This window comes from Pseudomonas sp. (genome assembly GCF_051660785.1).
Taxonomy (GTDB): Bacteria; Pseudomonadota; Gammaproteobacteria; order Pseudomonadales; family Pseudomonadaceae; genus Aquipseudomonas.
In genome coordinates this window covers 14,621-31,993 of record NZ_JBOFQE010000088.1, presented here as the reverse complement: position 1 = coordinate 31,993, position 17,373 = coordinate 14,621, and the positions used below count along the sequence as shown (strand labels likewise).

Genomic DNA, 17,373 nt, shown 5'->3' with positions numbered 1-17,373 from the left:
CATCGAGCATGTGAGGGCACGAATGGGTCGAACTGCGGTGGAGCAGACCGATGAAGGTAAATTCATCCACTGACGAACAACTCGGAAAAGGGGACGGATCTATTTTCCGGCTTGTCTGGACAGCGCCAACTTTGTCACCGGCGAGATCCTGCATGTGGATGGTGGGCAAAGCGCTGGTCACTAAGGTCTGGTTTACAAACGCCAGAAACAACAAAGCCCTCGTATTTCTACGAGGGCTTGTTTTGTGCGGTGCCGGCACTGGATGGAAACTAAATCCGTGCCCTTTTTTCTACTGACTAGAAAACACTGCATCTTCTTCGTCGGGGATTTCGTCCGTAACAATCACTCGTGCATGCGCGCTGTGCTCGTCCTCCATACGCAACCCGAAGTAGCGGGTATCGTTGGCGTCCCAAAATGCCTCTATCTGCGCCATGGGTGCATGTTCAAGCAGCACCTCGGCGCTGTGCTCCAGGATGATCGAGTAACGTCGTTCGGTGTTCATTACAAAGAGGCTCGCAACGGCGGAGAGAAATGGCAGGTTGTGCATAAGCACTGCTGTCATTATGCCGCTTCACTGATTCTCGACCTTAACCGCTCATCGTTTCGGTGAGGTATGTAGATGCGCGGTAGAAGAATTGGATGCATCGATTCCGCACGCAAGTGTCTTGGAAAAGCAGCTTTTGTCTTGGTCAGTAGAGCGTCGCTGGGTTTGAGAGCCTCATCGCGAGCAGGCTCGCTCCCACAGGTTCCAGTGTGTGGACGAAAAGTGGACGTTCCAGAAACAACAAAGCCCCTGCATTTCTGCAGGGGCTTCGTTTTGTATGGTGCCGGCACCAGGAGTCGAACCCGGGACCTACTGATTACAAGTCAGTTGCTCTACCAACTGAGCTATACCGGCGTGTTAGGGCGACGATTATAGCGATTGGGATGGTTCTGTAAACCCCTGAATTCAGACTATTTTTACTCAGCCTTCAAGTCAGGCCCGAAGGAGTGTTTTCTTGAGTTTCTGCAGGGCTTTCCAGGTGCGGCTGTTTTGCATCGCGCGCAGCTGCGCTTCGGCCTGTTCGGCGCGTTGCAGGGCGGCGGCGAGCTGGTGTTCGGCGTCGCTGACGGGGTGGCTGAAGTTGTGGCCTTTGCAGAACTGGAACTCGTCCAGGTTGCAGGGCGGGATGTCGAAGGCGGGTTTCAGGTTCCGGTGTTCGTTGGCGAGGTAGTAGGTGTTGATGCCGTCGAACAGGATGGAGTGGTAGCCGGCGTCGATGACCAGGGTTTCCCACGCCTGGTCGCGGTCCCATGGGGTTTCGATGAGGATGACCCACGGCCGCCATTGGGTGAAGTCCATGGCGCGCAGCACGGTTTCTTCGTGGCCTTCGACGTCGATTTTCAGAAAGTGAATCTCGCGGCCCTGGGCGTGTTCTTCGCAGATGGAGGTCAAGGTGCGGGATTTGACGGTTTGGCTGCGCACGTCCATGCCGGCGTCTTTGTGCATTTTCGCCATGGCGGGGTCGAGGGTGGAGAGGCCGGTACCGGCGATGCCATAGAAGGTCAGGTCGTCGGCGCTTTCGCCGGCCACGCATTGCAGGTTGGTGTCTTTGGGACGTTGTTGGCACAAAGCGTCGTAATAATTGGGCATCGGTTCGACGTTGATGCCGGTCCAGCCAAGGTCATAGAAAGCTTTGGTCACGGAGTCGTGGGTGGGATGGTTGGCGCCGACGTCGATGTAGAAGCCGTTTTCAACGGTTTTGAGGGCGCGCCACAGGCGTATGTCTTCGAAATTCTGTGCGTAAGAAATGAACGTCACTGTCGCATCCTGTCAGTCGGATTTTCTTGTTCGTGGCCGCACTGTCGGCGTCCTTGGCTGTTTGTATAACAAGACTGGGGAAGCGGCGCAATTTTCCGCAGATGACGTCCCGGATTAGGCGCTTATGTCCTTTGCATTAAATGCTTATGCACAACAGGTCCGACGCTGGCTGCTCTCATTACCCTTTTTGTGGACCTGTTCTCATTTGCCCGCAAATGCCTGTTTTTTCTATTTTTTTACAGGTGTACGAAAATTGAACAGTAGCGTTTCATCCTTGAAACAGGCGCTTATATTGGATCCACGATAATTTCATCAACAGAGTTATCCACAGGCTGTGGCTTTTTATGGGCGTTCCGCCAAGAACAGGAAATTGCGCGGCGTGAGCGGGGATTCGCAGAAGGTGCCGAGGCGAACGGCGTAGCCCTGATCGGCAAGGAAAAGTGCCCGATCGAGCACCAGCCACAGCTCCAGAGGGCGACGGAAAAGACCGCGCAGCAGTTCCAGATTGCGCACTTGCGCCAGTCGCTGCCAGCCAGCGGCTTCGAGTGCGGACCAATCTTGCGGATCGATTGTGGATAACTCTTTCAGTGCGGCCAAATGATGGCAGTAATCGGCGAAAGATTTGTCCAGCCAGGCACTCGGCAGGGAAGGGGTTGGCAGGTAGTCGTCAACGCCGCGTAGTTGCCTTTGCAGCAGGTCGAAACCCAAGCGGCGGGCCATCGAGGTGTCGCGCTGACGCCGGACGCGAGCACCGGCGGTGACGGTTTCGCTCATTGGCAGCGACAGATCATCGAGGGAGAGTTGTAGGCCGGATCGCCTACCGGCCGAGGAAAGTGGCTGGTACGCAGTAAGACTGATCCGGTTATAGCAGCAGGGCGCGATGGCCAATTGTTTGCAGCCCGCCGCACTGGCGAGCTGAATTAACCGAACATGCAGATCCCCGCAGGCGTGCAGCGCTACTGGCGTGTGATCAGCGCTTAATAAAGAGGCCGCCTCAGCCGCGAGTACATCCTGTTCGACATGCAATGCATGCATGTGATGACGCTGGCTGAGTGCCTGACCGCTGGCAATCAGCGCCGGGTCGTATTCCAGACACGTCAGTTGTTGTCCGGGTTGCAGCAGACGCCGACCCAAGTGGCCCTTGCCCGAACACCAATCCAGCCAATGCCTGGACGGCGAGGTAAATGACAAGCGACTGGCGAACGCCTCAATCTGCTGCCACTTGCGCCCGGGAACGTCGACATTCAATCGATGCCCGGCAGCTTCCAATGCATGAGACGGCAACTCACCCACCGAACTCAACTCAAGGGACAGCGCCGCCAACGAAGCAAACGGCTCCGGCGCATCCAGCAAACCAGGTTGGTTATGACTGCTTTCTGCTTGCTCCAGCGAGCGGCCGCGTAGCCAAATCGCCAGTTCCGGACAGGACGCTTCCCAGGGAAGCTGCAGATGAGTAAACGGGCGAGGTTTCCACAGCGCTTGATGCTCTATCAGAAAAGCATCCAGCGCCGTGAAACGGGCGAGTAAGGCGTCGCCCGTCAACACGCAGGAATCAACGCCCTTGGCAGGCATCGACGCGCAACCAGCGCTCCAGCAGCTTGAAGCCGCGCACCAGTACGTAAGCCATCAGCAGGTAGAACATGCCTGCGGCGAAGAAGATCTCCACCGGCAGGTAGGTCCGGGCAATGATGGTGCGGGCCATACCGGTCAGTTCCAGCAGGGTCACGGTGCTGGCCAGCGCACTGGCCTTGAGCATCAGTATCACTTCGTTGCTGTAGGCGGGCAGGCCGATACGCGCAGCACGGGGCAGGATGATGTAGAACAGTGCCTTGGGCTTGGACATGCCCAGCGCGCGCGCCGCTTCGATCTCGCCCGGTGGAATCGCCTGGATCGCGCCGCGCAGGATTTCGGCGATGTAGGCCGCCGTGTGCAGGGTCATGGTTGCCGTGGCGCACCAGAACGGATCGCGCAGGTACGGCCACATCGAGCTGTTACGGATCGCATCGAACTGCGCCAGGCCGTAGTAGACCAGGAACAACTGAACCAGCAACGGCGTGCCGCGGAAAAAGAAGATGTAGCCGTAGGGAAATGCCCGGACCCACCACAGGCGCGATGAGCGAGCGATGCCCAGTGGAATCGCCAGCAGCAACCCGGCGATCACGGCGATGGCCACCAGTTCCAGGGTCAGCGTCGCGCCCTGAGCCAGTTTCGGCAGCCACTTGATGATGACTTCCCAGTTCATTGGGTGCTCCTCGCGAAGCCGCGAGCGGCGCGTTTTTCCATGAAGTGCATGCCGGTCATGGCCAGAATGGTCAGACCCAGGTACATGAACGCGGCCACCATGTAGAAGGTGAACGGCTGTTTAGATACGGTCACGCCGATTTGCGCGTGGCGCATGATTTCTTCCAGGCCAATGACCGACACCAGCGCGGTGTCTTTCATCAGGATCATGAACAGGTTGCCCAGGCCGGGCAGGGCGATGCGCCACATTTGCGGCATGATCAACCGGGTGAAGATGCGAAACTTCGACAGGCCCAACGCCACGCCGGCTTCACGATGCCCTTTGGGAATCGCCAGGATCGCACCACGAAACACTTCCGTGGCGTAGGCGCCGAAGCACAGTCCCAGCGCAATCACGCCGGCGGCGAAGGCATTGAGTTCAAGGTCGGGATTGCCGAAGAACTCGCCCAGTGCACGCATCAGGTTGACCGTGCCGAAGTAGATCAACAGCACCCAGAGCAATTCAGGGATGCCGCGCACCAGGGTCGAATAAGTGCCGCCAAGCCATTGCAGCGGCTTGTACGGGGAAGTCTTGGCCAAGGCGCCGAGCAGACCGAGCACCAGCCCCAGGCACAGGGCCGAGAGTGCCAGTTTCACAGTCATCAGCGCGCCAGCGGCGAGCGCCGGGCCGAATCCGTAGAGATCGATAGTCATGGATTTCTTTTCATTTTGCAGCAGGCAATGCCAGAGACTGGCGCCGTCAGATAACGGCGCCGGCCAGGCAAGTCAGAATCAATAGATGCTGAACGGGAAGTACTTGTCGTTGATCTTCTTGTAAGTGCCGTCCTCGACGATTTCTTTCAAGGCCAGGTTCAGCTTCGCGCGCAGGGTGTCGCCTTTACGTACAGCGATACCGATCTTGTCGCTTTCTTCTACCGGGTCGCCCTTGAACTCGTAAGAACGTCCGGCGTCGCTTTTCAGCCACTCGTAGTTGACGTACTTGTCCGCCAGGATGCCGTCCAGACGACCGGAGGTCAGGTCGAGGTAAGCGTTTTCCTGGGTGTCGTAGAGTTTGACTTCAACGCCTTCCATGTTGTCTTCCATCCAGGTGCCGGCGAGGGTCGCACGTTGTGCGCCGATCACTTTGCCCTGCAGGGACGCCTTGTCGGTCTTGAAGTCGACGTTTTTCGGCGCGATGAATTGCAGCTTGTTGGAGTAGTACGGGTCGGTGAAGTCCACCGCTTGCTTGCGCTCGTCGGTGATCGACATCGAGGAGATCAGGAAGTCGAACTTCTTGGCGTTCAGGGCCGGGATGATGCCGTCCCAGTCGGACGTGACCACGGTGCAGTCGACTTTCATCTTGGCGCACAGGGCGTCGCCGATTTCTTTGTCGAAGCCGACGACATTGCCACTGGCATCTTTGTTGTTGAACGGCGGGTAGGCCGCTTCGATGCCCATCTTCAGGGTTTCGGCCATGGCACCGGCGCTGAAGGCCAGGGTGACGGCGGCTGCCAGGAAGACCTTTTTGTAGTTCTGCATGCGGGTAGCTCCGTTAGCGGTTGCTGGACATGAATTGTTTGCAGCGCGCCGAAAGCGGGTTTTCGAACACCTGCTGTGGCGATCCTTGCTCTTCTACCAGGCCCTGGTGGAGGAACACCACTTCGCTGGACACCTGACGGGCGAAACCCATTTCATGGGTGACCAGCAGCATGGTGCGGCCTTCTTCGGCCAGTGCGCGGATGACATTAAGTACTTCCTGGACCATTTCCGGGTCAAGGGCGGAGGTGGGTTCGTCGAACAGAATCACCTTGGGCTGCATCGCCAGCGTACGGGCAATGGCCGCGCGTTGTTGCTGGCCGCCGGACAGTTGCGCCGGATAGGCGTGACGCTTGTCAGCGATGCCGACCTTGGCCAGCAGGGCTTCGGCGACTTCGATGGCTTCGGCTTTGCTTTGACCGAGCACCCGGCGCGGGGCTTCGATGATGTTGTCGAGCACGCTCATGTGCGGCCAGAGATTAAAGTTTTGAAACACAAAACCAATCTCGCTGCGCAGGCGATTGATCTGCTTGCCATCGGCAGCGACCAGTTCGCCGTTCTTGGCGGCTTTGAGCTTGAGTTCTTCGCCGGCCACCAAAATCTGGCCCTGGTGCGGGTTTTCCAGCAGGTTGATGCAACGCAGGAACGTGGACTTGCCGGAACCGGAAGAACCCAGGATCGAGATCACGTCGCCGTCGCGGGCGGTCAGCGAGATGCCTTTGAGCACCTCAAGCGAACCGTAGCGTTTGTGCAAGTTGCGGATTTCAAGCGCGGGCGTGGCCTCAGCCATGTGCGTTCCTCATAGTGTTTCGCTCCTGCTGTTGGTTGGCCTTCCTGGCGAGGCGGCCAAGCTAGCATAGCGTCTGAATGGCAGCCAACAGCGCTACGGGCGGTAAACGGGTGGCATGTGGCAGGTTGTCGCATCGGTACAGCAGACTGTCGCGCTGCTATCAACCGAACAGCCGTTTGAACCAGGTGCCCAGCGGGTGTCGCGTAAAAAAGGGCGCGATGTTGCCAGCTTTGACGGGGTGTTGGAAGCGCTAACCGGCCAAACGTTCCTGATCTGCACTTTTATTGTGCGTCGGCACATTTATGAGTGTGTTTCCGGTGCGCAGACTCGTTTATTAAGTGAGTCGCAGGGTAACGTTCTGGCAAAGTGCCATTGCTTTCAATGACTTGCGATGACTGTCCGGTCAGGTCGAGATCGCCGGGTTAGAAGGTTTTGAAACATTTTGGCGCAATTATTGCGTGCAGATTCCGGAACGCCCCGTTGGTTTCTTTTTACAGAAGGGAATTCCCTACGGGATGCACGCATTCGCTTTTCCTTACAAAGGTAGTTTCAATGAGCAATACCCAAAGCTCTAACGGCCTCGAACAGGGGCTCAAACCGCGTCATGTGACGATGCTGTCGATCGCCGGGGTTATCGGCGCCGGCCTGTTCGTTGGCTCGGGCCACGCTATCGCTGCCGCAGGCCCGGCCGTGCTGTTGGCCTACGCCGCCGCCGGTATGCTGGTAGTGCTGGTGATGCGCATGCTGGGTGAAATGGCGGTTGCCTCGCCAGACACCGGCTCCTTCTCGACCTACGCTGATCGCGCAATCGGTCACTGGGCCGGTTTCACCATCGGCTGGTTGTACTGGTGGTTCTGGGTGCTGGTGATCCCGCTGGAGGCCAACGCCGCCGCAACCATCCTGCATGCCTGGTTCCCTGGCGTGGACATCTGGGCCTTCGCCCTGGTCATCACGATGTTGCTGACCGTCACTAACCTGTTCAGCGTGAAGAACTACGGTGAGTTCGAGTTCTGGTTCGCTTTGCTCAAGGTTGTGGCGATCATCGGTTTCATCGTACTCGGCGTTCTGGCGATCTTCGGCTTCCTGCCGAACAGCCAGGTGAGTGGGGTTTCTCACTTGTTCGACACCCAGGGCTTCCTGCCGAACGGCATGGGCGCAGTGTTGGGTGCCATCCTGACCACCATGTTTTCCTTCATGGGTACCGAGATCGTAACCATCGCGGCGGCGGAATCGAAAAACCCTGGCAAGCAAATCTCCAAGGCCACCAACTCGGTGATCTGGCGGATTGGTTTGTTCTACCTCGTATCGATCTTCATCGTCGTGGCCCTGGTGCCATGGAACGACCCGGTACTGGCCAGCGTCGGTTCCTACCAGACCGTTCTTGAGCGCATGGGCATCCCGAACGCCAAGATGATCGTCGACATCGTCGTGCTGGTTGCCGTGACCAGCTGCCTGAACTCTGCGCTCTACACCTCATCGCGCATGATGTTCTCCCTGGGCAAGCGCGGTGACGCGCCGGCCGTGTCCACCCGCACCAACAAAAGTGGCACGCCTTACTGGGCGGTGATGCTGTCCACGGGCGCAGCGTTCCTGGCAACATTCGCCAACTACGTGGCCCCGACCGCGGTGTTCGAATTCCTGCTGGCAAGCTCAGGCGCCATCGCGCTGCTGGTGTACCTGGTGATCGCGATTTCGCAACTGCGTATGCGCAAACAGCGTATGGCTCGCGGTGAAAAAATTGCCTTCAGCATGTGGCTGTTTCCTGGCCTGACCTATGCGGTGATCATCTTCATCGTCGCGGCCCTGACCATCATGCTGTTCCAGGATGCCCATCGCGTCGAGATCCTCGCGACCGGCCTGCTGAGCTTGTTGGTTGTTGCTACCGGCTTGTTTGTGGCGCGCCGTCGTCGCAATGAGCAGATGATCGCAGCGGTAGCGCGCTGAGTGTGCTGACGCCAGCCAAACGCTGTTGAAATACAGAAACGACCGCCATCAGAAATGATCGCGGTCGTTTTTGTTTTCATTCAGGCAAGTTATCTAACGGCAATCTGATAGACACGATGATGGCTAGATAGTAGCCTTCTCGCCGAATGTGTATCTCGCTGTTGCGGGATGCGATGGAGTTTCAGGACACGGATTGTTCGACGCCCCCAGCCTTCCTGGCTAAAGCCCCGACCCTTTCTTGCCTGCTCCCTCATCTGACGCAAGTCACAGATGCGTTCACGTGTTGCGGTTTAAAAGAGCTGCATGGAGATAGCCCGGCCATTCAGCCAACCCATTGGGGCATCAAGGAGTCAGGCATGGCGTTTACATCGGTTGTGTTCAAAAACCCTAACACCGGTGCCATGAAAGAAGCGCCAATCGGCTTCTCGTGGACCGTGTTTTTCTTTGGCTTTTTCCCGGCCTTGTTCCGTGGTGATTTCAAGTGGGCTGCGATCATGTTCGTCGTGGCCTGCTTCACGTTCAGCCTCAGCAACCTTGTGTTCATGTTCATCTACAACAAGCTGTACGTTCAGGACCTGATCGCTGCCGGTTACAAGGCTCAATCCATCGCCAAAGGCGAGCTGGGTTATGCCAGCGCCAAGCTCGGTATTGATATTCCGCGTCTGGAAGGTGTTGCTGCCTGATTGTTGTTTGTCAGGTTTGAAAAAAACGGCCGTTGTCAGTGATGACAAATGGCCGTTTTTGCTTTCAAGGGCGAGTGTTTACTCGCTCTTTTCTTCCTGCGCATCCAGCGCCTTGCGATAGCTGTCCAGCGCATCGCCAAAATCAGTGATGAATTGCGGATCGGTCAGCCAGGCCTGTGCAGCATCGCGGTCCATGCCGTCGGCCCACATGCGGTAGTCGATCAGCATGTCGGCGGCCAGGTGTGTGGCGGCCATGGCTTCGTTGTCGGCGTTTTCCATGTCCAGCAGTTCTGGATGGTCGCTGATGATTCCAGCGAGGTCGGACAGCAGGGCCAGCAGCATGTCGTTACGGCTGATGGCCTCTGCGTCGCGCATTTTGCTGAACATTGCCAGGGTGTATTCCGGAATCGGCTCGCCGATTTCACCCAGGTCATCGTCCAGCGCTGCGGGTTTTCGGCCGTGGATGTTGATTTGCCTGGCTTTGATCTTGGCGCGTTTGGCGCGTTTTTGCTGCTTGTTCAGGGATGCCATTAAATTCAGTTCGCTTTCTGTTGAGTTTGAGCCGCAATGACGTCGGACGCCGCTACGTAGTCAGCCTGGAAGGCTGGTGATTCGATCCACGCCAGGGCGCCGGCTTCATCGACCTCGGTGGACCATTGGCGATATTCGATCAGCGCCGCGAGGATGAAATCCATCGCGCCTTCTTCGCCTTCCTGCTCGTACACCAGTTCCAGCAGCGGGTCTTCGAGGAAGGCCACGCACATCGCTTGCTGGCTGGTTTTTTCAGCGTCGATCATTTTCTTGAACAGCTCGGTCAGGTCAACCGATTCAAAGTCGATGCGATCGTCGTTCGGGTCCAGCTCGACCGGCGCGGCGGCTCGCTGGGTGCGGTTCTGCTTGGCCTTGGCTTTGGCGCGGGTGGCGCGTTTGTTCTGCTTGTTGGCGGATGCCATGGGTGTCGTTCCGTAATTCGATGATTGAGGCGAGTCGATCAGTTGCGTGGCACTCGCCGCCCGGGTGTATCGGGGGCCAGTTCTCCGGTCTGCAACCAGGACAGTGCAATGGGCCATAGTGTGGCTTGGTATGCGCTGCGAAAAAAGGCGAAATGTCCGACTTCTTTTTCGCCGATGTCTTCGGGAGCGATTCGCAGATGAGTGTTTGTGCTGCCGTTGAAGTAGCCAAGCAGGCGTTCAATGGCCGCAATCGTACCGTAAGGATCGTCAGTGATGCTGATGGCGAGCGTTTTTGCGGTGACTGACGCAAAGGGAAGCTGACCGGTTTTTGCGTGCATGAGTCGACCACTGGGCCGTTTTTCATAGCGCGCAGTGGGCGTGCTCCAGTCGCGAACCACCGCGGCGGGCGTGTCCTCCAGCCAGCCGAGGCGTTTGCCGGGGAAGTAACCGTAAAGCAGGGTCATCAACGGCATCACCACATGCCACTTGCCGAACATCCGCCAGCGATGGGCGGGCGCATAATCGCGCCAGTACGCGAATTGCGCGCCGACCGTCACCAAGTGTCGAATCACGTGCCCCGACGCTCCCAGGCCCGCTGCACAGCCTCCAAAGCTGTGGCCGACGACGTCGATGGGTTGGCCGGGGAATTCGCGCTGAGCGCGCTTGAGCATCGCCTCGAAATCCAGCGCACCCCAATCGGACCATGACGCCTCCAGCCCTTTCAGCGACGTCGGGCGCGATTCGCCGATGCCGCGGTAGTCATAGGTGATGACATCGAAATCGTTGGCGAACAGATAGTCGGCGAAACGCGAATAGTGCCGGCAACGAACCGAGGTGGCGGCGTTGATGATGACGACCGGGCGGGCGCTGTTCTGAGAGGCGTGCCGCCAAGTGAAACCGCCGAGGATGAAGCCGTCTGCGGCAGGCTCCTTGAACGGTTCGCCAGCAGTGTCGGTGGTCAGCGACAATTCGACTTGAGTCGGTGCCAGTGAAGGCATGTCCTGCAAATTCATCGGCTTTGGACCTTTGCGGGTAGTTGCCAACGATAGTCCTCGCATCGCTTGTGAACAATCCGCCCGTCGTTTTCACAACATCCGATTGTGCTGTCGTTCCTCAAGCATGGCGCGTTCCCTATCCAGCTCCGCACGAAGTTCCTCTTCGCTAGGCAGTACCAATTTGTACTTGCTGGCGAACAGTTGCTCGTTGCCCTCCAGCACTGAATAGCGCACCACCGACTCATCTTTCTGCGCGCAGAGAAGGATGCCGACGGTCGGGCCGTCCTCCGGTCCGCGCTTTAGGTCGTCGTACATACGCACGTACATGTCCATCTGTCCGACATCCTGATGGGTCAGTTCGCCACGCTTGAGATCGAAGATGACGAAGCACTTGAGCAGGTAGTTGTAGAACACCAGGTCGATGTAGAAGTCTTTGCTGTCGGTGCTGATGCGTTGTTGGCGGGCGATAAAGGCAAAGCCTTTACCCAGCTCCAGCAGGAAGGCTTGAAGCTGATGGATCAGTGCTTGTTCGAGATCGGTTTCCTGGGTCAGGCCTGCGTCGGGCAAGCCCAGAAACTCAAGCATCACCGGATCCCTGATGAAGTCCCGAGGGTGCGCGTTCATTTTCTGGATGTTGGTGGCGGCTTCCTGTTTGACGGCAGGGCGGTCGCGGCTGGCTAACAGGCGTTCGTAGTAGAGGGTGTTGATCTGGCGTTCCAGGGCTCTGCTTGACCAGTTCTGGATCGCTGATTCATTCATGTACCAGCGTCGAGCATGGTCGTTATCGACTCGAAGCAGCCTGCGGTAATGGGTCCAGCTCAATTCGAGACGCAGCGCGTCTCGAATTGGAAACGCCTGATAAAACAGTCGCATTTTTCGCAAGTTGGTTTCGTCAAAACCTTTCCCAAACTCCGCCGTTAAAAACTTCGCCAGCGTCGGCAGCAACTGTTTGCCATACCTCGCCCGCCGAGCCCCCTCCTGCTCAAACTCGACAATATGCCTTCCAATCTGCCAGCACGTTTGCACCTGAACGGTATCGACCGCTCGCAGCACCTTCTGGCGTGCCTGACGTATCAAATCGCCAAGGTTGCCCACCAGGGAGGCGAGTTGTGGGTCTTGAGTGTTTTCGGTTTTGACGATGCTCATGAAGTCTTCCGCGGCTGGAGGAACAGGCGAAAGAGAATGGCAAGAGAAGGCACGGTGGCGATGCAGGGCGCGGCTGGGAAATGCGCAGGAAATGCCGGATTCGTTTTGCAGGATCGTGCCGACGGCGGGGCGTGTTTGAGGAATACAGGGTGTAGTCCATTTCGCAGTGAGCCCAAGATCTAATCAATCTAAAACTTGGCCCGCATCCGGGAAATCAAAAATGAGTTACCGAGAGGGTTTTGTAAAAACCGGGAGTCGCCATCATGAAAGTCTTCCATGCATTCCTGTTGTCTGTTGTTGCCGCTGGCGTACTGATGTTTCCAGCGATGTCGAGTGCGGCCAGCCTCGAACCTGTCGACAGTTCAGGCGTGCAGATTCAGCGACAGGAACAGAACGGGATTACCTATTTGTCCGGCGGTATTGGCGAGGATGAAGCGAAGGCCATTCAGCAATCGACCGGCTACAACCTGCACATGACCTTTTCCATTGGGACGGAGGGTAAGTATGTACCGGATGTTGAATTGGCTATTCAGAGTGCTCAAGGTCAATCAGTGCTGACACTCAGTCAAGCCGGGCCTCTGGTTTATGTCCAACTGCCTGCTGGCAAGTACACCGTGGTCGCCACCCGTAACGGCGAGTCAAAGCGCGACACGACTGATGTCGGCAGCGCTGGCGTGCGTAATCTGGTGTTCAACTGGAAGGGTGATGAGTGACGGTGGCAGTCCGTCGAGACTGCCCCTCGCCAGTTGATCAGGCTTGCGTCGTCTGGCCGCGCAGGATCAGTTGTTTGCGCTGCTCTTCAGGCAAGTCGTTGATGCAGTAATTCACGTAAAAAATGTTCAGGAAGAAGGTATAGAACCCGTTCATGCGCAGGTCGATTTTGTGCTCGTTGAGGGCGTATTCCGACAGTGCGTTTTTTGCCTTGAAGGCCCACACGATGTACAGCGCGTTCAATGCGATCAGCAGAATGCCGGAAAGCGAGTCGAACAACACGTCGCCCAGGTTCGACAACGCGCCGCTCCAGCCAAGGCAGACGGCGACCCAAATAATGTATGTGTCGTCGACTACTTTGATTTTCGTCGTCTCGTTGATCTTCTGGTTGCTCTTGTACAACCACAACAGCAAGTAGATCCCGGCGGTCGCAATCGACAGCAGGACCATGTTCAGGGTTTTGGTGTTGATCTTGTCTTTCAGTTCATTGATGTCGGACATAACGGTTCCATGTTCAGGGCTTTCGAGAAGGGAGCGTGCCTGGAAAGCTGTCGTCGAGCAGGGGGGAGGCAGTGTCTTGCGGGGAGGGTAAAAAGCACGCACTCCTTGCGCTGTCTCTATCCTGTATCGAGTGATTCGATGCGGGTACATCGGGATCAAGGTTGGCTTTGCTCCATGCACGCGCAAAATCATATCACGGTGCCATCATCGTGCCCGAGTCTTAAAGAGTGATTGTTTTTCCGGCGTCTGCGCTGCGCTGAACTGTTGCTATCAAATCCCAGGCATAAAAAAACCCTGAATCTTGCGATTCAGGGTTTTCGGTATTTGGTGCCCAGAGACGGAATCGAACCGCCGACACGGGGATTTTCAATCCCCTGCTCTACCGACTGAGCTATCTGGGCAACGGGGCGCATTAAACGGGTTTTTCAGGGGGTCGTCAAGCAAGTTTTCAAAAAATATTTAATTATTACCGTCGCTTACGATCCGACCCCCGAGAAAGCAGGATTATTCAGCCGGCGGAACGTAGCCGTCAGCTTTGGCGTATTCCTCGCCGGAGAAGTACTTGTCCATCTCGCCCTGAAGGTATTTGCGGTCTTCGGCGTTCATCATGTTCAGGCGTTTTTCGTTGATCAGCAGGGTCTGGTGTTTCTGCCAGTCGGCCCAGGCCTTGGCCGAGACGTGGTCAAAAATGTCCTGACCTTTTGCGCCCGGGAATGGAGCGCGCTCCAGGGCGGGCAATTCTTCTTTGTACTTGCGGCACATGATGGTGCGGGTCATGACAACTCTCCTGCGTTCAATACGGCGGCCGCGCGTTCGAGCAAGGTTTTGACCGGGGCGGCAAGGCCCAGGCGCGGCGGGGTGGCGAGGTTATACCAGAGCCAGTCGGCCTCGGCCACGTGGTGGCAGGCTTCCTGGACCTGAACCAGCCAGGGTTCGATGGACAACTGAAAGTGGCTGAAGGTGTGCACCAGACTCGGCAGCGCTTGTTGCGTGCCCAGTTCCAGCGAGTGCTGCGTGGCCAGGTGTTGCAGATCGTCGAGGTCGTCGAGTTCCGGCAGGCTCCAGAGACCACCCCACAAGCCAGTGGAAGGGCGACGGTAAAGCAGAATCGCGCCTTCGCCGTTGGCGAGCATCGGCATCAACGTGCGTTTCTGTGGCACGGCTTTGCGCGGCTTGGGGATCGGGTAGCGGGTTTCCAGCCCGAGCATGTGCGCTTCGCAGCCCTTTTCCAGCGGGCACAGCAGGCAGCTCGGTTTGCTGCGGGTGCAAAGCGTGGCGCCCAGATCCATCATCGCCTGGGTGTAGGCGTTGACCCGATCATGGGGCGTAAAGCGCTCAGCGTTGGCCCACAGCTGTTTGGCAACCTTGGGCTCGCCCGGATAACCCTCTTGCGCGGTAAAGCGCGCCAGCACCCGTTTGACGTTGCCGTCGAGGATCGGCGCGCGCAGGCCCATGCTGAGGCTGGCGATGGCGCCGGCCGTAGACAGGCCGATGCCCGGCAACTCGACAAGCTTTTCCACATCTCGCGGAAACTCGCCGGCGTACTCGGCCACGACGATCTTCGCGGTCTTCTGCAAATTGCGCGCACGGGTGTAGTAACCGAGGCCGGTCCACAGGTGCAGCACTTCGTCTTCCTGCGCGGCGGCCAGGGCCTCGACCGTCGGCAACGAGGCCATGAACCGGTCGAAGTAATTCAGCACGGTGCTGACCTGGGTTTGCTGCAGCATGATTTCCGAGACCCACACCCGGTACGGTGTGATGCCTTGTTGCCAAGGCAAATCGTGGCGGCCGTGGCGGTCGTACCAATCCAGCACCGCCGTTGAAAACTGCTCGGCTCTCATCGCTTGAACAGCCCCTTCAGCGCGTCTTTCAGTTCCGGGCTGACTTTGTCGCCAAGCTTTTCGTCGATTTTTTCGCTGATCCGTTCGCCGGCCAGTTTGCTCGCGACCTGGCCCATGCGCTCGTTATCGAGGCGGCAAGCCTTGGCGCCCAGTTCCAGCGGGCCACGGCAGCGCAGTGGCCACTCGATGCCGACGAACCTCTCGCCGACCTGGCAAGCCGGGTCCGGCATGTCGCTCTTGTCGCCTTCGACGGTCACGCCGACGCGGTAATCCATGCCCAGCACCCGCAGGTCGACGTCGCCGTCACCCTTTACAGTCATGCCCGGGATGCGCACTTTCAGGTCCGGGTTGCTCGCGACGCCGTTACGGAAGGTCAGGTTGCCATTGAGCTCCTGGAACGGTGTGTCCTTGCCCCGTGGCTCGCCGTTGAGGGATTTGCGGTTCAGGGTGGCGATGCCTTTGCACAGTTGCTGTTCGAGGTTGGCATTGAGCAGCACGCCGTTGTTGATGACGAAACTGGCGTTGCCGTTGAGGGTTTCGATCAGCGCTTGCTGGCTATTGCCACTGCCGGTCAGTGCACTGTTGAGCGTCACCAGGCCTTTGACTGGCGGATTCTTCCCTTGGCTTTCGAGGATTTTTTCCACGGGGACTTTGGTGATGTGCGTCTGCATATTCAGCGCTGGCACTTCCTGTCGCAGGTCCAGGGTGCCCTTGGCTTCGAAATTGCCGCCGTACAGGTCGCCGCGCAGGTTTTCCAGTGTGAGCAGGCCGCCCTGGCCGGTAGCCTTGAGCGCTGCGTTCTGGATCGGCAGTTTGTCGAGGGTCAACTGGCCGAAGGTCAGGTCGGCATCCACATCCAGTTTTCTCAAGCGTTCTACCGGCAGCAAGCGTTCAGTGCTCCATGCGGTTTTGGTCGGTGCGGCGGGCAATGGTGTGCTGCCGGCGCCCGCCATGGCATCGGCTTCGGTGCTGGCGACTTCGGCCTGACGCACCTGCGTCGCGCTGTTGGCTTCGGCGGATTTCGGTGGCAGGTAACGGTCGACGTTGAAGGTGTCAGCCTTGAGGGTTGCGCGCAGCGATTGCTTGGCGAAGTCCTCGATGGCGATACGGCCGCTGAAGCTGCTGTCATCGATCTTCAGGTTAATGTTGTCGAACGATGCGCTGGTCGGCGTGCCCGCAATACGGCTGACCAGTTCGACTTTGCTCAGGCTGCCCTCAGCCATCGCCGGGAGTGTCTGGCCGATGCTGTCGACGAATTTCGCCAGGTCAAACTGGGCGATCGAAATGCCACCGCTGATTTGCGGCGTCTTGTCGAGGTCGTTGACCTTCAGTTCGCCCAGTGCACGCAATTGGTTGGCGGAGATTTTGATACCGGTCCATTCGGCGACGTTCGCGGCTTTATCCAACAGCAACTGGCCTTGGGCGGCGAAGGTCATGGTTTTGCCTTGCAGCGGATCGCCAGCGACTTCGCCGGAGAGTTTCATGTCTTCGAATTTGTAGCGCTGCAGTGCGCGTTCAAAACGCAGCTCGCCATTCAGCTCGGTACGCACCCGCAGGACTGGCTGGTTGCTGCCAAGGAACGCCGTGAGTTTGACCGGAATGTTGGTTGAGTCGTGGACCGGGCCGGTGCTCAGCTGGATGCTTTCGGCGCTGAATTGCTTACCGGTTTTCTCGTCGCTGTATTCAACGCGAGCGTTATTGACGGTCAGGCTGTCGATGTCCAGGCGAATCGGCTGGGCCGGTTTTTCCACCTGAACGGTGGTTTCCGGTGCGGGTTTGCCAGGAGTGACTGCGGGCGCCGTCGGGTTGGCAGCCACCGGGACTTTGCCGATGTCTTCCCAGTTGCCGTGGCCGTCCTTGTCGCGGTTCAGGCGCAGGTTGAGGCCTTCGACGCGCACGTCACTCATCTGCACTTCGCGGCGCAGCAACGGCAACACGCGCACAGAGAGGCCAAGCATCTGCAAGTCGGCGAACGGCTCGGTGGGTTTGGCCAGGGTCGCGACACTGGCTTCGTGCAATTCCAGGCCAAGCCACGGGAACAGGCTCCAGCCGATATCGCCATTGAGCGTCAGCTCGATGTGGGCCTTGTCGCGGGCAATCTGGCGAATCTCGTCTTTATAGTCGTTGGGATCGAAGAGGTGGGTCAGGGCAAAGCCCAGCGCCACAATGATCAGCAACAGCCCGAGAAGTACCAGACCCAGGATTTTGCCGAACGCTTTCATGGGCGAGTCCTTGTAGTTAGTCGAATTCGA

The 17,373-nt window shown here is 57.9% G+C and carries 19 protein-coding genes and 2 tRNA genes; 4 read left to right on the top strand and 17 right to left on the bottom strand.

Features of this window, described 5'->3' with window-relative positions; all coding sequences use genetic code 11:
- Nucleotides 1-289: 289 nt before the first annotated feature.
- The 8 genes from ACRC4F_RS23935 to ACRC4F_RS23900 all read right to left on the bottom strand — a co-directional run bounded on the left by ACRC4F_RS23935 (nt 290) and on the right by ACRC4F_RS23900 (nt 6,347).
- Nucleotides 290-502: a hypothetical protein gene (locus ACRC4F_RS23935; RefSeq protein WP_438661685.1), complete on the bottom strand. Its 213-nt coding sequence runs from the start codon at nt 500-502 to the stop codon at nt 290-292.
- 320 nt (nt 503-822) lie between these two features.
- Nucleotides 823-898, bottom strand: a tRNA-Thr gene (locus ACRC4F_RS23930).
- Nucleotides 899-976: 78 nt separating this feature from the next.
- Nucleotides 977-1,801, bottom strand: coding sequence for an FkbM family methyltransferase (locus ACRC4F_RS23925; RefSeq protein WP_438661580.1), 825 nt, complete (start codon nt 1,799-1,801; stop codon nt 977-979).
- A 342-nt stretch (nt 1,802-2,143) separates the two neighbouring features.
- Complete coding sequence (locus tag ACRC4F_RS23920; protein ID WP_438661579.1) at nt 2,144-3,373, bottom strand: methyltransferase; 1,230 nt, start codon at nt 3,371-3,373, stop codon at nt 2,144-2,146.
- Nucleotides 3,354-4,043 (bottom strand): ABC transporter permease, encoded by a 690-nt coding sequence (locus ACRC4F_RS23915; protein ID WP_150771954.1) that lies wholly within the window; start codon nt 4,041-4,043, stop codon nt 3,354-3,356. Before ACRC4F_RS23915 ends, ACRC4F_RS23920 begins: the two co-directional genes overlap by 20 nt.
- Nucleotides 4,040-4,735 carry an ABC transporter permease gene (locus tag ACRC4F_RS23910; RefSeq protein WP_059406395.1) on the bottom strand — a complete coding sequence of 232 codons (696 nt, stop codon included), beginning with the start codon at nt 4,733-4,735 and terminating at the stop codon, nt 4,040-4,042. Before ACRC4F_RS23910 ends, ACRC4F_RS23915 begins: the two co-directional genes overlap by 4 nt.
- A 78-nt stretch (nt 4,736-4,813) precedes the next feature.
- Nucleotides 4,814-5,560 carry an ABC transporter substrate-binding protein gene (locus tag ACRC4F_RS23905; RefSeq protein ID WP_438661578.1) on the bottom strand — a complete coding sequence of 249 codons (747 nt, stop codon included), beginning with the start codon at nt 5,558-5,560 and terminating at the stop codon, nt 4,814-4,816.
- A 13-nt stretch (nt 5,561-5,573) separates the two neighbouring features.
- Nucleotides 5,574-6,347: an ABC transporter ATP-binding protein gene (locus tag ACRC4F_RS23900; protein WP_007972784.1), complete on the bottom strand. Its 774-nt coding sequence runs from the start codon at nt 6,345-6,347 to the stop codon at nt 5,574-5,576.
- A gap of 115 nt (nt 6,348-6,462) precedes the next feature.
- Between ACRC4F_RS23900 and ACRC4F_RS23895 the strand changes: the two genes are divergently transcribed.
- The 3 genes from ACRC4F_RS23895 to ACRC4F_RS23885 all read left to right on the top strand — a co-directional run bounded on the left by ACRC4F_RS23895 (nt 6,463) and on the right by ACRC4F_RS23885 (nt 8,974).
- Nucleotides 6,463-6,732: a hypothetical protein gene (locus ACRC4F_RS23895; RefSeq protein ID WP_438661577.1), complete on the top strand. Its 270-nt coding sequence runs from the start codon at nt 6,463-6,465 to the stop codon at nt 6,730-6,732.
- 167 nt (nt 6,733-6,899) lie between these two features.
- Nucleotides 6,900-8,291 (top strand): GABA permease, encoded by a 1,392-nt coding sequence (gene gabP / locus ACRC4F_RS23890; RefSeq protein WP_438661576.1) that lies wholly within the window; start codon nt 6,900-6,902, stop codon nt 8,289-8,291.
- Nucleotides 8,292-8,647: 356 nt separating this feature from the next.
- Nucleotides 8,648-8,974, top strand: coding sequence for a hypothetical protein (locus tag ACRC4F_RS23885; protein WP_438661575.1), 327 nt, complete (start codon nt 8,648-8,650; stop codon nt 8,972-8,974).
- Between the two features lie 78 nt (nt 8,975-9,052).
- Here the strand turns inward: ACRC4F_RS23885 and ACRC4F_RS23880 are convergent, their stop codons facing one another.
- The 4 genes from ACRC4F_RS23880 to ACRC4F_RS23865 form a co-directional block, all read right to left on the bottom strand.
- Complete coding sequence (locus ACRC4F_RS23880) at nt 9,053-9,505, bottom strand: hypothetical protein (protein ID WP_438661574.1); 453 nt, start codon at nt 9,503-9,505, stop codon at nt 9,053-9,055.
- A 5-nt stretch (nt 9,506-9,510) separates the two neighbouring features.
- A complete protein-coding gene (locus ACRC4F_RS23875) occupies nt 9,511-9,927 on the bottom strand; it encodes a hypothetical protein (protein WP_438661573.1) in 417 nt (138 codons plus the stop codon).
- Between the two features lie 38 nt (nt 9,928-9,965).
- Entirely contained in the window at nt 9,966-10,940 is a 975-nt protein-coding gene (locus ACRC4F_RS23870) for an alpha/beta hydrolase family protein (protein ID WP_438661572.1), read from the bottom strand.
- 72 nt (nt 10,941-11,012) lie between these two features.
- Nucleotides 11,013-12,068, bottom strand: a complete 1,056-nt coding sequence (locus tag ACRC4F_RS23865; RefSeq protein WP_438661571.1) for a PDDEXK nuclease domain-containing protein — start codon at nt 12,066-12,068, stop codon at nt 11,013-11,015.
- Nucleotides 12,069-12,331: 263 nt separating this feature from the next.
- On the opposite strand from ACRC4F_RS23865, the gene ACRC4F_RS23860 reads away from it, so the two are divergent.
- On the top strand, nt 12,332-12,781 hold the full coding sequence (locus ACRC4F_RS23860; protein ID WP_438661570.1) for a carboxypeptidase regulatory-like domain-containing protein: 450 nt from the start codon (nt 12,332-12,334) through the stop codon (nt 12,779-12,781).
- 37 nt (nt 12,782-12,818) lie between these two features.
- Here the strand turns inward: ACRC4F_RS23860 and ACRC4F_RS23855 are convergent, their stop codons facing one another.
- The 5 genes from ACRC4F_RS23855 to ACRC4F_RS23835 form a co-directional block, all read right to left on the bottom strand.
- A complete protein-coding gene (locus ACRC4F_RS23855) occupies nt 12,819-13,280 on the bottom strand; it encodes a DUF4234 domain-containing protein (protein ID WP_438661569.1) in 462 nt (153 codons plus the stop codon).
- A gap of 325 nt (nt 13,281-13,605) precedes the next feature.
- Nucleotides 13,606-13,681, bottom strand: a tRNA-Phe gene (locus ACRC4F_RS23850).
- A gap of 103 nt (nt 13,682-13,784) precedes the next feature.
- Nucleotides 13,785-14,057, bottom strand: a complete 273-nt coding sequence (locus ACRC4F_RS23845; RefSeq protein WP_010464608.1) for an oxidative damage protection protein — start codon at nt 14,055-14,057, stop codon at nt 13,785-13,787.
- A complete protein-coding gene (gene mutY, locus ACRC4F_RS23840) occupies nt 14,054-15,121 on the bottom strand; it encodes an A/G-specific adenine glycosylase (RefSeq protein WP_438661568.1) in 1,068 nt (355 codons plus the stop codon). The genes ACRC4F_RS23845 and mutY overlap by 4 nt, the downstream gene beginning before the upstream one ends.
- Nucleotides 15,118-17,343, bottom strand: coding sequence for an AsmA family protein (locus tag ACRC4F_RS23835; protein WP_438661567.1), 2,226 nt, complete (start codon nt 17,341-17,343; stop codon nt 15,118-15,120). Before ACRC4F_RS23835 ends, mutY begins: the two co-directional genes overlap by 4 nt.
- Nucleotides 17,344-17,373: the final 30 nt, after the last annotated feature.

Excerpts from the sequence above, each read along its gene's own strand:
- ACRC4F_RS23865 (WP_438661571.1), bottom strand. The coding sequence starts at position 12,068 with ATGAGCATCGTCAAAACCGAAAACACTCAAGACCCACAACTCGCCTCC.
- gabP (WP_438661576.1), top strand. The coding sequence starts at position 6,900 with ATGAGCAATACCCAAAGCTCTAACGGCCTCGAACAGGGGCTCAAACCG.
- mutY (WP_438661568.1), bottom strand. The coding sequence starts at position 15,121 with ATGAGAGCCGAGCAGTTTTCAACGGCGGTGCTGGATTGGTACGACCGC.
- ACRC4F_RS23895 (WP_438661577.1), top strand. The coding sequence starts at position 6,463 with ATGTGGCAGGTTGTCGCATCGGTACAGCAGACTGTCGCGCTGCTATCA.
- ACRC4F_RS23920 (WP_438661579.1), bottom strand. The coding sequence starts at position 3,373 with ATGCCTGCCAAGGGCGTTGATTCCTGCGTGTTGACGGGCGACGCCTTA.
- ACRC4F_RS23880 (WP_438661574.1), bottom strand. The coding sequence starts at position 9,505 with ATGGCATCCCTGAACAAGCAGCAAAAACGCGCCAAACGCGCCAAGATC.
- ACRC4F_RS23910 (WP_059406395.1), bottom strand. The coding sequence starts at position 4,735 with ATGACTATCGATCTCTACGGATTCGGCCCGGCGCTCGCCGCTGGCGCG.
- ACRC4F_RS23870 (WP_438661572.1), bottom strand. The coding sequence starts at position 10,940 with ATGAATTTGCAGGACATGCCTTCACTGGCACCGACTCAAGTCGAATTG.
- ACRC4F_RS23935 (WP_438661685.1), bottom strand. The coding sequence starts at position 502 with ATGAACACCGAACGACGTTACTCGATCATCCTGGAGCACAGCGCCGAG.
- ACRC4F_RS23875 (WP_438661573.1), bottom strand. The coding sequence starts at position 9,927 with ATGGCATCCGCCAACAAGCAGAACAAACGCGCCACCCGCGCCAAAGCC.
- ACRC4F_RS23905 (WP_438661578.1), bottom strand. The coding sequence starts at position 5,560 with ATGCAGAACTACAAAAAGGTCTTCCTGGCAGCCGCCGTCACCCTGGCC.
- ACRC4F_RS23915 (WP_150771954.1), bottom strand. The coding sequence starts at position 4,043 with ATGAACTGGGAAGTCATCATCAAGTGGCTGCCGAAACTGGCTCAGGGC.
- ACRC4F_RS23845 (WP_010464608.1), bottom strand. The coding sequence starts at position 14,057 with ATGACCCGCACCATCATGTGCCGCAAGTACAAAGAAGAATTGCCCGCC.
- ACRC4F_RS23835 (WP_438661567.1), bottom strand. The coding sequence starts at position 17,343 with ATGAAAGCGTTCGGCAAAATCCTGGGTCTGGTACTTCTCGGGCTGTTG.
- ACRC4F_RS23855 (WP_438661569.1), bottom strand. The coding sequence starts at position 13,280 with ATGTCCGACATCAATGAACTGAAAGACAAGATCAACACCAAAACCCTG.
- ACRC4F_RS23900 (WP_007972784.1), bottom strand. The coding sequence starts at position 6,347 with ATGGCTGAGGCCACGCCCGCGCTTGAAATCCGCAACTTGCACAAACGC.
- ACRC4F_RS23885 (WP_438661575.1), top strand. The coding sequence starts at position 8,648 with ATGGCGTTTACATCGGTTGTGTTCAAAAACCCTAACACCGGTGCCATG.
- ACRC4F_RS23860 (WP_438661570.1), top strand. The coding sequence starts at position 12,332 with ATGAAAGTCTTCCATGCATTCCTGTTGTCTGTTGTTGCCGCTGGCGTA.